The following is a 14,854-nucleotide window of genomic DNA, read 5'->3' as shown; positions in this document are numbered from 1 at the left end:
GGTGCGCGATTAGGCGCATGGGCCGTATCAATTCGAGAGCGATTCCGACCAATCGCATAGTGCCGGCATATAGTAATCGCTCACCGGGGCTGGATGGCGCGCGCCATTCGCGCTAGTCGGCACTCCCGTGAGGATCGCCATCATCGACACCAGCACGACGCGCGCGGCGATCATCGCCGAAGGCTTGCGCGAGGCGGGGCTGGACGATCAAGTGGTGATCGATCCCGCAGGGCCGATCGTTCGCCAGATCGAGGCGTGCGCGCCCGAGGTCGTGCTTATCAACCTCGAAAATCCGGGTCGCGACCTGCTGGAGGATTTCTTCGCCATGTCGCGCGCGCTCGACCGGCCGATCGCGATGTTCGTCGATCAGTCGGATGCGGAAAGCACGCTGGCGGCGGTCGATGCCGGGGTGTCAGCCTATGTCGTCGACGGCCTCGCCAAGCAGCGGATCAAGCCGGTGCTGGACGTCGCGATCCGCCGGTTCGAGGCGTTTTCGCGGCTACAAGCTGAACTGGCCGAGGCCCGAACGGCGCTGGCCGATCGGCAGATCATCGACCGGGCCAAGGCGATCCTGATGCGCCGGCGCGGCATCGACGAACCCGCCGCCTATGCGTTGCTGCGCGGCCACGCGATGCAGTCCAACCGCCGCATCGCCGAAGTGGCGGAGGCGATCGTCACCAGCGACGCGCTGATGGGGGATTTGCCATGACGACCGATCGTTTCCGCATCGGCTTCCTGCCGCTGGTCGATGCCGCCCTGCCGATCCTGGCGCACGAACTGGGCTTTGCCGAAGAACAGGGCGTCGCGATCGATCTGGTTCGCGACGTGACCTGGGCGGCGGTGCGCGACCGGCTGCTGTACGGCCATACCGATGCCGCGCACATGGTCGCGCCGATGGCCATCGCCTCCAGCCTGGGTCGCGATCGGCCGGCGGTGCCAATGGCGGTGCCGTTCGTACTGGGCCTGAACGGTAATGCCATCACCTTTTCGACCGCGCTGGGCGAGGCGTGCGCTCTGGGCGAAGACCTGGGCGATCCGATGGCGGTGGGGGCTGTGCTGAAGGCAGTGGCCTTGGCACGCGCGGCGGCCGGGCAACGGCTGCGGTTCGGCGTCGTTCATCGCTATTCCAGTCACAACTACATGCTGCGCTACTGGCTGGCCGGGGTCGGTATCCGTCCCGACGCCGATGTCGAGATCGTGGTGACCAGCCCGCCCTTCGCCGCCGATGCGCTGGCGGCGGGCGAGGTCGACGGCATCTGCGTCGGCGAACCGTGGAACTCGATCGCGGTCGATCGTGGCGTGGGGCGGATCGCGCTGGCGACGGCGCAGATCTGGCGGCGCGGGGTCGAGAAGGTGCTGGCAATGCGCGCCGATGTGGCCGCTGAGCGTGGCGACGCGACACTGCGGCTGATCCGCGCGCTGCACGCCGCCGCCGCGCATTTCGTGGACCCCGATACGGTCGAACAGAGCGCGGCGATCCTCGCGCGGCCGGGCTATCTCGACGCGCCGGTCGACGCGATCCTGCGCGCGATCACCGATCGCATCCGCGTGGTGCCGGGCGGCGTGCCGGTCCATTATCCCGACTTCATGTTCCAGTATCGTGAGGCGGCGAATTTTCCGTGGCGCAGTCAGGCGGCGTGGCTCTATGCGCAGATGACCCGCTGGGACGGGCGCGCCTATGACGCGGGCGAGGCGGCAGTAGCGGCGGGCACGTTCCGGCCGGACCTGTACCGCGCGGCGCTGGCCGGATCGGGCGCGCCGTTGCCGGGGGCCAGTTCGAAGCTGGAGGGCGCGCTGGGCGGGCCGATCGGCGCGGGGTCGACGCAGGGGCGGCTGATGCTCGGCAGCGACCGGTTCTTCGACGGTCGCTCGTTCGATCCCGACGATATTCCGGGGTATCTGGCTGAGTTGCCTTGATCGTCAGGTCGGCTCGGCGTTGGTGACGAAGAAAGACGTCGCACCGACCCGGCCGCGACCACCCGACACTATTTTGCTGCGCCTGCGAAAGCCTCTTGTATCCGATCCGCGAATCAGGCAGCTTGATGACAGCCCGGCAATGGCGTCGGGCACGACATAGCAGCGACATGCCTCTCCAACGTGGGGGAGGTTCCCGCTGACGGATGACGGGCAAGGCCCGCAATCCGACATAGGCAACGAAGCCGCCAGAACGCACCCGTAGGGGTCGCCGTTCTGGCGGCTTTTTTTCGTTTCCGGCTCTGGGAGGCAGGAATGGCGACGGCATATTGGCAAGACACGCAGGATCAGCGCGAGGGCACCGACAGTTTCTGGAACAGCGGGCATAAGCCTACGCTGATCGCGGCGTTCCTGTATTTCGATCTGGCGTTCATGGTGTGGGTGCTGCTCGGGCCGCTGGCGCCCGACATCGCCCTGACGCTCGGTCTGTCGCCGGCGCAAAAGGGGCTGATGGTCGCGGTGCCGACACTGGCCGGCGCGGTGTTGCGCGTCGTCAACGGGCTGGCGGTCGATCGGATCGGGCCGAAGCGGGCTGGCGCGATCAGCCAGATCATCGTCATCGCCGGACTGTTCGTCGCGTGGATGCTGGGGGTAAACAGCTTTGGCGGCACGCTGGCGCTGGGGGTGATCCTCGGCTTTGCCGGTGCGTCCTTCGCCATCGCCCTGCCGCTCGCCAGCCGTTGGTATCCGCCGGAGCATCAGGGCAAGGCGATGGGCCTTGCCGGCATGGGTAACTCGGGCACGGTGCTGGCCGCACTGTTCGCGCCGGCGCTGGCCAAGCTGTTCGGCTGGAACGCGGTGCTGGGACTGGCCTGCATCCCGCTGGCCCTCGTCTTCGTCGCCTATATGGCGATGGCGAAGGACGCGCCCAATGCGCCCGCGCCGCGTTCGCTGACCGCCTATCTCAGCCCGCTCAAGCAGGCCGATGCTTGGTGGCTGATGGCATTCTATGCCGTGACCTTTGGCGGCTTCGTCGGACTGGCGGCCAGCCTGCCGGTCTATTTCACCGACCAGTTCGGGCTGTCGACGATCGCGGCCGGCTATTGCACCGCGGCCTGCGTCTTTGCCGGATCGCTGGTGCGGCCGATGGGCGGGGCGCTGGCCGACAGGATCGGCGGCGTGAAGGCGCTGACCGCCGTGTTCGCGGTCGCGGCGCTGGCGCTGGTCGGGGTGAGCGCGGCGGGCAGCGTCGAGGCGGCGCTGGCGCTGTTCGTGCTGGCCATGCTGGCGCTTGGTGTCGGCAACGGGTCGGTGTTCCAGCTGGTGCCGCAGCGCTTCGCCGCCGAGATCGGCGTAATGACCGGCTTGGTCGGCATGGCGGGCGGTGTCGGCGGCTTTTATCTCGCCTCGTCGCTCGGCCTCGCCAAGCAATGGACCGGCAGCTTCGCGCCCGGCTTCCTGATCTTCGCCGTACTGTCGCTCCTCGCGCTCGTCGGACTGATGCTGGTCAAGGCCGGCTGGCGCCGCCGCTGGGCGACCGCCGACGGCGTGCGGATCTGATCCTCTTCACCGGATGACTGTCATGCACCACGAACCCATTCATGCGCCCGAGGGCGATACCCGCGAGCATCTTGTCGTCGTCGGCAACGGCATGGCCGGATGCCGCGCGGTCGAGGAACTGCTGGCGCGCGATCCGGCCCGCTATCGCGTCACGATCTTCGGCGCCGAGCCGCTGGTGAACTATAACCGCATCATGCTGTCGCCGGTGCTGGCGGGTGAGAAGACGTTCGATCAGATCGTCATCAACGGCCTCGACTGGTATGCCGATAACGGCATCACGCTGCTGAGCGGCGATCCGGTGATCGCCATCGATCGCGCGGCCCGGACGGTGACCGGCCGCAGCGGCCTGACGCTCCAGTATGACCGGCTGTTGATCGCGACCGGCTCCGACCCGTTCATCATTCCGGTGCCGGGCAAGGACCTGCCCGGCGTCATCAGCTTCCGCGACATGAAGGATGTCGAACACATGCTGGCGGCCGCCGATCGCGGCGGTAGCGCGGTGGTGATCGGCGGCGGGCTGCTCGGGCTGGAGGCGGCGCACGGCCTGTCACTGCGTGGCATGAAGGTCACGGTGCTCCACATCATGCCGACGCTGATGGAGCGGCAGCTGGACGAAGCGGCCGGCTGGCTGCTCAAGACCGCGCTGGAGGCGCGCGGACAGACGATCCTGACCGGTGCCGATACCGCCGAGATCACCGGCGACGGTCATGTCCAGGCGGTGCGGCTGAAGGACGGGACCGACATCCCCGCCGATCTGGTCGTGATGGCGGTCGGCATCCGCCCCTCGGTCGCCTTGGCGCGGGACGCCGGGCTGGACATCGGGCGCGGGATCAAGGTCGACGACCATATGGTCACGAGCGACCCGCACGTCCTGGCGGTCGGGGAATGCGTCGAGCATGACGGGCAGGTCTATGGCCTCGTCGCGCCGCTATGGGACATGTGCCGTGCGCTGGCCGATGGATTGGTCGAGGCACCGACCGGCTATCGTCCCGCGCCCACCGCGACCAAGCTGAAGGTCGCCGGGCTGGACGTGTTCTCGGCCGGGGACTTTTCGGGCGGGGACGGAGCGGAGGACATCGTCCTGCGCGATGCTTCGCGCGGCATCTACAAGCGGATCGTGGTCAGGGACGATCGGATCGTCGGCGCGGTGCTGTATGGCGATACCGCCGATGGCAACTGGTATTTCGACCTGCTCAAGAAGGGCGAGAGCGTCGCCGACATTCGCGACGCATTGATCTTCGGCCAGGCCTTCGCCTCGGGAGGGGGGCAGGCGGACCCTAACGCGGCCGTTGCGGCGCTTTCCGACGATGCGGAAATCTGCGGCTGCAACGGCGTATCCAAAGGTAAGGTCGTCGCTTGCATCAATGGCGGCGCGCACAGCCTCGACGCGGTGCGATCGGGCTGCAAGGCGTCGGCGAGCTGCGGGTCCTGCACCGGCATCGTCGAAAGTCTGCTAGCGCTGCGGCTGGGCGGCGAGGTCGAGGCGGGGCCGAAGACGATGTGCAAATGCACCAGTTTCGGCCACGACGATGTCCGCCGGGAAATCGTGGCGCAGGACATGCGCTCGATACCGGAAGTGATGCAGAAGCTGCACTGGTCGACCCCGGACGGCTGTTCGTCGTGCCGGCCGGCGCTCAACTATTATCTGCTCTGTGCGCTGCCGGGTGAATATAAGGACGACCAGCAGAGCCGCTTCGTCAACGAGCGGATGCACGCCAACATCCAGAAGGACGGCACCTACTCGGTCGTGCCGCGCATGTGGGGCGGGCTGACCAGCCCCAGGGAATTGCGCGCGATCGCCGACGTGGTCGAAAAGTTCAACGCGCCGATGGTGAAGGTCACCGGCGGTCAGCGGCTCGACATCTTCGGCATCAGGAAGGAGGACCTGCCCGCCGTCTGGGCCGATCTGAACGCGGCCGGCATGGTGTCGGGCCATGCCTATGGTAAGTCGCTGCGTACGGTGAAGACCTGTGTCGGGTCCGAATGGTGCCGCTTCGGCACGCAGGATTCGACCGGCCTGGGGGTCAAGATCGAGCGCGCGACCTGGGGATCGTGGATGCCGCACAAGTTCAAGATCGCCGTCAGCGGCTGCCCTCGCAACTGTGCTGAGGCAACGATCAAGGACTTCGGCATCGTGTGCGTCGACAGCGGATACGAACTGCATGTCGGCGGCAATGGCGGGATAAAGGTCCGTGCGACCGACCTGCTGTGCAAGGTCGCGACCGAGGCGGAGGCGATGGAGATGTGCGCCGCCTTCATCCAGCTGTACCGCGAGGAGGCGCGCTATTTGGAGCGGACCGCGCCGTGGATCGAGCGGGTCGGGCTGGCCTATGTCCAGTCGCGTATGTTGCCCGATGCGGAAGCGCGTGCGGCGCTGGCGGCACGCTTCTGGTTCTCTCAGCAATTCTGTCAAGACGATCCGTGGGCGGCGCGTGTCGCCGGCGCGGAACGCGAAATCCATGCGCCGATGGCGCGGTTTCAGCCGGTGGGAGAGATGGCATGACCGGAGAGTGGCTCGACATCGGCTGGGTCGAGGAAATCCCGCTGCGCGGCAGCCGTACGGTGCAGGTGGATGGCGGCGACGACATCGCGGTGTTTCGCACCGGCGAGGGCAAGGTGTTCGCGCTGCGCGACCGTTGCCCGCACAAGCATGGCAAGCTGTCGCAGGGCATCGTCCACGGTGGCGCGGTGGCGTGTCCGCTGCACAACTGGCGCATCTCGCTCACCACCGGCGAGGCGCTGGGCGAGGACCGGGGGTGTACGCCGACCGTGCCGGTGAAGGTGAGCGGCGGGCGGGTGCTGATCTGTCGTGCCTCGACGTTGCAGGCGGCGGCATGAATATCCTCCGCGGCACGGCGAGGGGGACCGCCGCGCAGCGGTGGTGGAGGGGGGCGTCCTTCGCCACGGCGGTTGCATCCGGGGACGCCCCCCTCCACCATCCTGCGGATGGTCCCCCTCCCCGTGCCGGGGAGGATGCATGACGATCAAGACCACCTGCGCCTATTGCGGGGTCGGCTGCGGCATCCGCGCTACCGTCACTGGCGAGCGTAGCGTCCGGATCGAGGGCGATCCCGACCATCCCGCCAACCACGGCCGCCTGTGTTCCAAGGGAACGCATCTGGGCGAGACGGTCGGTCTCGAAGGACGACTGTTCCACCCGATGATCGGCAAGCGCCGCGCGAGCTGGGACAAGGCGCTCGACATGGTCGCCCGCCGCTTCCGCGAGACGATCGAGCGGCATGGTCCGGGCAGCGTCGCCTTCTACGTCTCGGGCCAGTTGCTGACCGAGGATTATTACGTCGCCAACAAGCTGATGAAGGGTTTCATCGGTTCGGCGAACATCGACACCAATTCCCGGCTGTGCATGTCCAGCGCAGTGGCCGGGCACATGCGGGCGTTCGGCGAGGATGTGGTGCCCGCATCGTACGAGGACCTCGACGCCGCCGACCTGATCGTGCTGGTTGGGTCGAACACCGCCTGGTGCCATCCGATCGTCTATCAGCGCATCCGTGCGCGCTGCGATGCGGGGGCGAGGCTGGTCGCGATCGACCCGCGCCGGACCGAGACGGCGGAACAGGCCGATCTGCACCTCGCCATCCGGCCGGGTAGCGATGTCGCGCTGATGAACGGGCTGCTCGCGTGGTGCCGCGAGGCAGGGGCGATCGATACCGCCTTCCTCGACCGACACGTAACGGCACCTGACGATTTCTGGGAGCGGACGGGCGAGGGCAGCGACCTGTGGTCGGTCGCGCGCACCTGCGACGTGCCCGCCGCCGACCTGCGCCGCTTCTACGAATGGTTCGCGGCGAGCCCGCGCACCGTCACGATGTTCAGCCAGGGGGTGAACCAGTCGCTGACCGGGACCGATCAGGTCAATGCGATCCTGAACGTCCATCTGGCGACGGGCCGCATCGGCAAGCCGGGCGCGCAGCCCTTCTCGATCACCGGGCAACCCAATGCGATGGGTGGGCGCGAGGTGGGTGGCCTTGCGTCGACGCTGGCCGCGCATATGGACTTTGCCGAGGAGAACCGCGCCCGCGTCCAGCGCTTCTGGGCCTCGCCGACGATCGCGACTAGGCCGGGGCTGAAGGCGGTCGACCTGTTCCGCGAACTGGGGCATGGCCGGATCAAGGCGCTGTGGGTGATGGCGACCAACCCCGCCGTGTCGATGCCCGATGCGGGGCGCGTGCGCGAGGCGCTGGCGACCTGTCCGTTCGTGGTGGTCAGCGACGTGATCGCCGACACCGATACCTCCGTCCATGCCCATGTCCGCCTGCCCGCCGCCGCATGGGGAGAGAAGGACGGGACCGTCACCAACAGCGACCGCACCGTCAGCCGCCAGCGCGCGATCTTCCCGCTGCCCGGCGAGGCGAAGCCCGACTGGTGGATCGTCAAGGAAGTCGCCCGGCGCATGGGGTGGAAGACCGCCTTCGCCTATGACCGTCCCGCAGACATCTGGCGCGAGCATGTCCGGCTGTCGACCTATCAGAATGACGGCGCGCGGCTGTTCTCGCTGGCCGGGCACGGCGCGGGCGGCAATGCCGACTATGACGCGATGGCGCCGTTCCGCTGGGGCCGGACGCCCTTTGCCGACGGGCGGTTTTCGACCCCGGACGGGCGCGCGCGGCTGGTGCCGGTGGTGCAGAAGCCGCTGGCCGCGCCGCTGAAGGACTGGCCGCTGACGCTCAACACCGGGCGGTATCGCGACCAGTGGCACACGATGACCCGCACCGGTCTGGCGCCGAAGCTGGCCCGGCATCGCGAGGAACCGCTGGTGGAGGTGCATCCCGAGGATGCCGCGCGGCTGGACATCGTCGATGGCGGCCTTGCCCGCGTAGCGACCCCGCAGGGCGACAGCCTGTACCGCGTGTGCGTGACCAACAGCCAGCGTCCGGGCGAGCTGTTCACGCCGATCCACTGGACCGACCAGACGTCCAGCGGCGGGCGGACCGGGTTGCTGCCGCGTCCGCTGACCGATCCGGTCTCCGGCCAGCCGGGGTTTAAGTCGACCCCGGCCAGCATCGTGGCCGTAGCGACCGGCTGGCGTGGCTTCCTGATCGTCGCGGGCGAGCCGGCGCGCCGCCCCGAATGCCTGTGGGCGACGCGCGTGGCGGTGCCGGCCGGCAGCCTGTGGGAACTGGCCGGCAATGGCGACCCCGCACGGCTGGAGGCGTGTCTGCCGAGTGGCGAGCGGATCGAGGCGATCGATCTTGCGCGCGGCACGCGGCGGATCGCGGTGCTGGCCGGGGGGCGGCTGGTTGCGGCGCTGTTCGTGACCGAGCGCGGCGAACTGCCGACGCGTGACTGGCTGATCGCGCAGCTCGGCGAAGCGCAGGCCGCGCCGACCGTGCTCGCTGGACGCGCGCCCGGCGCGGCGGTCGATCGCGGCCCGATCATCTGTTCCTGTTTCGACATCGGCATGCGCACCATCGTCGCGGCGATCCGCGACCAGCATCTGGCCGATGTCGCCGCGATCGGCGCGGCGATCGGCGCCGGCACCAATTGCGGTTCGTGCCGTCCCGCGCTCGCCCGCCTGCTCAGTGAGGAGAAGACTCATGCCGCATGACGATTTCCCCGCCGGTTCGGTGTGGCTGGTCGGGGCAGGGCCGGGCGATCCCGACCTGCTGACGCGCAAGGCGGCACGGCTGATCGCGTCGGGCGACATCGTGTTCCACGACGCGCTGGTCGGGCCGGGGGTGCTCGACCTGATCGCGCCGGGGGCCGAACGGGTCAGCGTCGGTAAACGGTCGGGCCGCCATTCGAAGGATCAGGGAACGATCGACGCGCTGATCGTCGCCGCCGCGCTCCGGGGTCAGCGGGTCGTGCGGTTGAAGGGCGGCGATCCGGCGATCTTCGGCCGGACGGCGGAGGAGGTCGCCGCCTGCAACGCCGCCGGTGTCGGCGTCCGCATCTGCCCCGGCATCACCGCCGCCAGCGCGGCGGTCGCTTCGGCGGGGAGCAGCCTGACGCTGCGCGGGATCGCGCGGCGGCTGACGCTGGTGACCGCCCATGCGCAGGCGGGGCAGCCGATCGACCTCGACTGGGCCGCGCTGGCCGCACCCGATGCAACGCTGGCGATCTATATGGGCCGGGCGGCGGCGGCGACCGTGGCGCAGCAACTGACCGCCGCCGGACGGGCGGCCGATACGCCGGTGCTGGTCGTGGTCAATGCGTCGTTGCCTGACGAACGGATCATCCGCGGGCGGCTGTCCTCGCTCGCGTTTCTCGTGGAGGCGATCAGCGCGAGCGACCCGGCGGTCCTGATTGTGGGGGAGGCGGTGGCGGGGGCGGGCGTCGCGGCGGTCGGCAGGACGGTGTTGGCAGCCGTCGCATAGGCAGACCCGGTCGGGGACGGTCGATCGATCCTCCCTGGGACGGGGAGGGGGACCGTCGCCGAAAGGCGATGGTGGAGGGGACCGCCACGCAACGCAGCGGCGCCGTATGCGGACAACCCCCTCCACCATCCTGCGGATGGTCCCCCTCCCCATGCCGGGGAGGAGTTTGCGCATCAGTTACCCTTCGCGCCCTCGACACTGCCCGCCTTCACCTGCGCGGTCGATGCGGCAAGCGCACCGCCGATCGGCTCCGCCCGCCCGCCAAGGCATTTGGCCAGGAAGTTCTCGGTAACCGCGTTGAACGCGATATTGTTCGCCGGGCGGGCGAAGCCATGGCCTTCGTCGGGGAACACGACATAGGTGACCGGGATCTTCTTCGCCTGCATCGCGGCGACGATCTGGTCGCTTTCGGCGACGTTGACCCGCGGGTCGTTGGCGCCCTGTCCGATCAGCAGCGGCTTCCGGATCGCGTCGGCATAGGTCAGCGGGCTGCGTTCCTTCAGCAGCGCCTGTCCCTCGGGCGTGCCCGGATCGCCCATCCGCCGGTACATCTGCTGCTTGCCCGCTTCCCAATAGGGCGGGATGGTCTTGAGCAGGGTGAACAGGTTCGACGGCCCGACGATGTCGACGCCGCAGGCAAAGGCGTCGGGCGTCATCGTCAACCCGGCAAGCGTCGCATAGCCGCCATAGGAGCCGCCCATGATGGCGACCTTGTCCTTGGTCGTGACGCCGCGCTTCACCGCCCAGTCGACCGCGTCGATCAGGTCGTCATGCATCTTGCGGCCCCATTGCTTGTCGCCGGCCTGCACGAACTTCTTTCCGAACCCGGTCGAGCTGCGATAATTGACCGACAGCACCGCATAGCCGCGATTGGCGAGCCATTGGTGATAGCCGTTGAAGCCATAGCTATCGCGTGCCCATGGCCCGCCATGGACCAGCAGCACCATCGGCGTCGCCCCGGTCGCGCCCTTGGGCCGGGTCAGGTAGCTGACCATCGACAGCCCGTCGCGGGTCGGGATGTCGACCGCCTCCATGCCGACCAGCGGCGCGCCGACCAGGTCGGGCCGGGGAGTATAGAGTTCGCTCAGCTTGCGCGCGCGGCGATCATAGAGCCATGTCGACGATGGCGCGCTGACCGGATCGAAGGTGACGAGCCACTTGTCGTCGGCATCGGTGCGGCTGCCGATGTAGAATTCGCCCTTGTTCTGCGCCTTCAGGAAGGCGAGGTCCGCCTTCACCGCATCGCCGACGGGCACATATTCGTTGCGGTGGAAATAGACGGAGTAGGCCTCGATCACGCCGGTCTTCGGGTTGCTCAGCCCGCCGCCGACATCGGCCTTGTCGCTCGCGCCGATGGTGGTGAACTTGCCCGTCGCCATGTCCTGCGCCAGCAGCGCGCGCGTGTCGCGCCCACGTGCATCGCCCCAGTAGAGCGTCTTGCCATCGACGGTGAAGCCCAGCGGACTGGTGGACGACGCATCTTCGTAATCGACGCGGGTGAACGGTGTCGCCTCCACCTTGTTGTCGACGACCCGGAAATAATCGACGCCGCTGTCGGGGCGCGGCTTGGCGGCGATGCGGACGCGCAACTGGTCGTCGGTGACGAAGCCGGCATAGCCGTCATTCTGGAACACTGGGGTCAGCTTGCCGGTCGTCAGGTTCAGTTCCTGTACGTCGTGCCAGCGCGGATCACGGTTGTTTACGCCGATCAGGATGCGATCCTTGATCGTGTCGGACATGCCGAGCACCTGCACCGTCGTCTTTTCGAACGGGGTCAGCGCCTTTTGCTGGCCGCTCGTCAGGTCGACGCCGTACAGCAGGAAATTCTCGTCGCCGCCCTTGTCGTTGACGAACAGGATCTGGCGCGAATCCGGCGCCCAGAAATAGGAACGGATTGGCCGCTTGGTTTCCGCGGTCAACGCCCGCGCCTCGTTCGGACGGTCGATCGGCGCGACCCAGATATTCTGGACTCCGTCGCGTGGGGCGATGAAGGCCAACCATTTGCCGTCGGGCGACAACTGTCCCCCGGTCCGGGTCGGATTCCCAAACAGCTTTGCCCGCTCGATCAGCGGAACGCCCGCCGCCGGCGCCGCCTGCGTTGCGCCTGCCACTAATGCCACGCCAGCCAACGACCCCAGTATAACCGCTTTACGCATATCAGCCCCCGATAATGTGTATTGCCAATACACCACACGCGCAGGCGCGCGACAAGGGATCAGGACACGGATTTCGCGATGCTCGACAGACTTCTTGTTCTTTACAGCCGTTGTCGAAATGGCATTTGGGCGGAAGCGCCCAGCCATCCTGCGTCCGGCCGATTAGCGATCACACCTGATCGCCGGGCGAAACGTCGATTGCGAGCGTAACGACTTTCTGCTATCAGATCGCTTGTTCGCAGCGGAATGCGGACATCACGGAGACTAACCTTGTTCGACCTTGCCGCCTATCACGGTGCACGAGTCGGCGGTCTCCGGCCTTTCGCGTAGACGTCCCACGACGTTGGCGGCGGGCCGGCATCCGCCCCCGCCGCACCTCACCCATTCGACAGGAATGCCGTCGATGCACCGTTGTGCGTTCGGCGTTGAGAGACTCGTGGATACGACGTGGACGAACTGGATATCGTCCGGGGCATGATGCTCCGGACGGCGGGCGCGTTGCCCGCCACGGCACCGCTTGCAAAAGCGCTGCTGGAATGGGCGCAGCCGCATGGCCGCTGGCTGCTGCCCGACATCGAAGAGGACCTTGGCTGGGAGGCGATGCTGGTGGGCCTTGCCGTCCCGCGCGGAGCGTCGGTGCGAACGGAGGCGCTGGCGCTGGCCGATATGTTGGCAGGGTTGCTGGCGCTGTCGCCGGTCGACGCCGTGTTGTTGCGCCTCATGGTCGCGTGTGATCGCCTGCCGCGCGTAGGCAGTCTCGCGCGGCTGTTGAGCCGTCATGGCAACGACCTGCCGCACCTGCTGGGAAGCATTGCCGGGGCAGGCGCGGACGATGCCGAGCGTGCGGCGCGGCGGGGCGCGGTCACCCGGCTGGGGCTGGCATCTTTTACCACCAATCGCGAGGGTGAGGCGGACATCGACATCCGCTGGACGCTGCGTCGGCTGCTCGACCGGGCGCCGCCCAGCGAAGACGCGATGCTCGACACGCTGGTCGGCACGCGGCAGGCGGCGACGCTCGATCTCGATGCGTTCGCGCATGTCGGGGAGGTCGACTTTCTGGTCCGCCTGCTGCGCGGGACGCTGGCAGCCGATGCGACAGGGATCAACATCCTGATTCACGGTCCGCCCGGCACAGGCAAGACTGAACTGGCCCGCACGCTGGCAAGGGCGGTCGGCGCAGCGTTGCACGGCGTCGGCGAAGCGGACGAGGATGGTGAGGAGCCGAGCCGCTGGGAACGGGTGACCGCGCTCGCGCTCGCACAGCGTCTGCTCGGAGGGCGGGGGCCGGCGGTGCTGCTGTTCGACGAAATGGAGGACCTGATCGGCGATGCCAGTCCGTCATCCGGCGGCGACTGGCTCAACCGGCGGCAGGGCAGCAAGGTGTTCGTCAATCGCTTGCTGGAAACGAACCGGGTACCGGTGATCTGGACTACCAATGCCATCGGCAATGTGGATTCCGCTATTCTGCGCCGGATGAGCTTCGTGCTGCGGTTGGATCTGCCCACGCGCGCGACGGCCGCCGTGATGCTCGATCGCGTCGCGCGCGAAGAACAGGTGACGCCGGGCGCTGGCTTTGCGACATTGCTCGACGTCGCGCCGGAGGCGGCGACCGTTCTGCGGACCGCGACCCGCGCGGGCAGGCTCGCCGGGGAGGCGGATGGCGGTACCGTCGCGGCGGAGGCATTGGTACGGGCACTGCGCGGCGGGACCCTGCCGCCACCGGGACCGGCCGCGTTCGATCTGACGTTGTTCGAAACCGAACGGCCGATCGACCAGTTGTTCGCGGCGATGGCGTCGGACGGGGCGAGCGACGTGTCGCTGCTGCTGACCGGACCACCCGGCACCGGCAAGACGGCTTTTGCGCATCATCTGGCGCGGGCGCTCGATCGTCCCTTGCTGGTCAAGCGCGCGTCGGATCTACTGTCGAAATGGGTCGGGGAGACCGAAGCGCAGATCGCCGAAGCCTTTGCGGAGGCGCGGCGACGCGAAGCGGTCCTGCTGTTCGATGAGGCGGATTCACTGCTGTTCGATCGCTCCACCGCGCGGACGAGCTGGGAAGTAGGCCAGGTCAACGAGCTGCTGACCTGGCTCGACCTGCATCCATTGCCGGTGGTTGCGGCGACAAACCATGAAGCGGGACTGGACCCGGCGACACTCCGCCGTTTCGTCTTCAAGCTGCGATTGCAGCCGCTTGGGCATGAACGATCGGCGGCCGCGTTCCGCCGCTTCTTCGGTCAGGCCGCGCCCCGATCACTGGCTGAGGTGGATGGTCTGACGCCGGGCGACTTCGCCGTCGTTGCGCGGCAACTGCGGCATTGGCCGGCGAGCAGCGCAGCGGAACTCGTCGAGCGATTGCGCGCCGAGGTGGCGGTGAAGCCGGGGCGCCCGGCCCGGCTTGGATTTTGATCCAGCCCCTGCGCCGGGCTGCGATGCCGAATGGCGTAGCGGTCCGGTGTCGGGCGCTGCCTTGCGGGATGGCGCGCATCCGTCCGGGGGCGGATGCCTCCGACGCGGGGGAGAAACTGATATGGAACTTTTTTGCGAAAGTTTGTTGACAGCAAAGTTTCACCCCCGTAGAGGGCTGTTCACCGGACGGGGCGAGTTGCTCGCTTCTACGGGGACACTGAAAAGGCGAAGCGGGCGCCCTTCCAAAAGAGGGGTAGCGAANCCCCCGTAGAGGGCTGTTCACCGGACGGGGCGAGTTGCTCGCTTCTACGGGGACACTGAAAAGGCGAAGCGGGCGCCCTTCCAAAAGAGGGGTAGCGAAGCGACGCCGGTTTCTTTGTCTGGATCTTTGAAATTGTTGATGAGATGAAGGGACATGTGGGCGGCGGCTTGCGGTTAGTGGCATTCAAGGTGTCATTGGATCGTTTAAAGTCAAGTCGGCTC

At 67.7% G+C, this 14,854-nt stretch carries 9 protein-coding genes; 8 read left to right on the top strand and 1 reads right to left on the bottom strand.

Annotated elements, in window-relative coordinates:
* The first annotated feature begins 127 nt into the window (after positions 1 to 127).
* The 7 genes from ASE83_RS15860 to cobA all read left to right on the top strand — a co-directional run bounded on the left by ASE83_RS15860 (position 128) and on the right by cobA (position 9,809).
* On the top strand, positions 128 to 709 hold the full coding sequence (locus ASE83_RS15860; protein ID WP_055792533.1) for an ANTAR domain-containing response regulator: 582 nt from the start codon (positions 128 to 130) through the stop codon (positions 707 to 709).
* Positions 706 to 1,917, top strand: coding sequence for a CmpA/NrtA family ABC transporter substrate-binding protein (locus ASE83_RS15855; RefSeq protein WP_055792530.1), 1,212 nt, complete (start codon positions 706 to 708; stop codon positions 1,915 to 1,917). Before ASE83_RS15860 ends, ASE83_RS15855 begins: the two co-directional genes overlap by 4 nt.
* 312 nt (positions 1,918 to 2,229) lie before the next feature.
* The gene (locus ASE83_RS15850; RefSeq protein WP_055792527.1) at positions 2,230 to 3,474 is read left to right on the top strand and encodes a nitrate/nitrite transporter; all 1,245 of its coding nucleotides are present in this window, start codon (positions 2,230 to 2,232) and stop codon (positions 3,472 to 3,474) included.
* A gap of 22 nt (positions 3,475 to 3,496) precedes the next feature.
* The gene (nirB, locus tag ASE83_RS15845; protein WP_055792522.1) at positions 3,497 to 5,977 is read left to right on the top strand and encodes a nitrite reductase large subunit NirB; all 2,481 of its coding nucleotides are present in this window, start codon (positions 3,497 to 3,499) and stop codon (positions 5,975 to 5,977) included.
* Entirely contained in the window at positions 5,974 to 6,312 is a 339-nt protein-coding gene (gene nirD, locus ASE83_RS15840; protein WP_055792519.1) for a nitrite reductase small subunit NirD, read from the top strand. The genes nirB and nirD overlap by 4 nt, the downstream gene beginning before the upstream one ends.
* 139 nt (positions 6,313 to 6,451) lie before the next feature.
* On the top strand, positions 6,452 to 9,040 hold the full coding sequence (locus ASE83_RS15835) for a nitrate reductase (RefSeq protein WP_055792516.1): 2,589 nt from the start codon (positions 6,452 to 6,454) through the stop codon (positions 9,038 to 9,040).
* Positions 9,030 to 9,809 (top strand): uroporphyrinogen-III C-methyltransferase, encoded by a 780-nt coding sequence (gene cobA / locus ASE83_RS15830; protein ID WP_055792514.1) that lies wholly within the window; start codon positions 9,030 to 9,032, stop codon positions 9,807 to 9,809. The genes ASE83_RS15835 and cobA overlap by 11 nt, the downstream gene beginning before the upstream one ends.
* 173 nt (positions 9,810 to 9,982) lie before the next feature.
* On the opposite strand, the gene ASE83_RS15825 is transcribed toward cobA, so the two are convergent.
* Positions 9,983 to 11,929 (bottom strand): S9 family peptidase, encoded by a 1,947-nt coding sequence (locus ASE83_RS15825; protein ID WP_235515996.1) that lies wholly within the window; start codon positions 11,927 to 11,929, stop codon positions 9,983 to 9,985.
* Positions 11,930 to 12,412: 483 nt separating this feature from the next.
* On the opposite strand from ASE83_RS15825, the gene ASE83_RS15820 reads away from it, so the two are divergent.
* Positions 12,413 to 14,371, top strand: a complete 1,959-nt coding sequence (locus tag ASE83_RS15820) for an AAA family ATPase (protein WP_055792506.1) — start codon at positions 12,413 to 12,415, stop codon at positions 14,369 to 14,371.
* The last annotated feature ends 483 nt before the right edge of the window (positions 14,372 to 14,854 follow it).

This window comes from Sphingomonas sp. Leaf32, from assembly GCF_001421765.1.
Classification (GTDB): Bacteria; Pseudomonadota; Alphaproteobacteria; order Sphingomonadales; family Sphingomonadaceae; genus Sphingomonas.
This window is presented reverse-complemented; position numbering and strand designations above follow the sequence as displayed.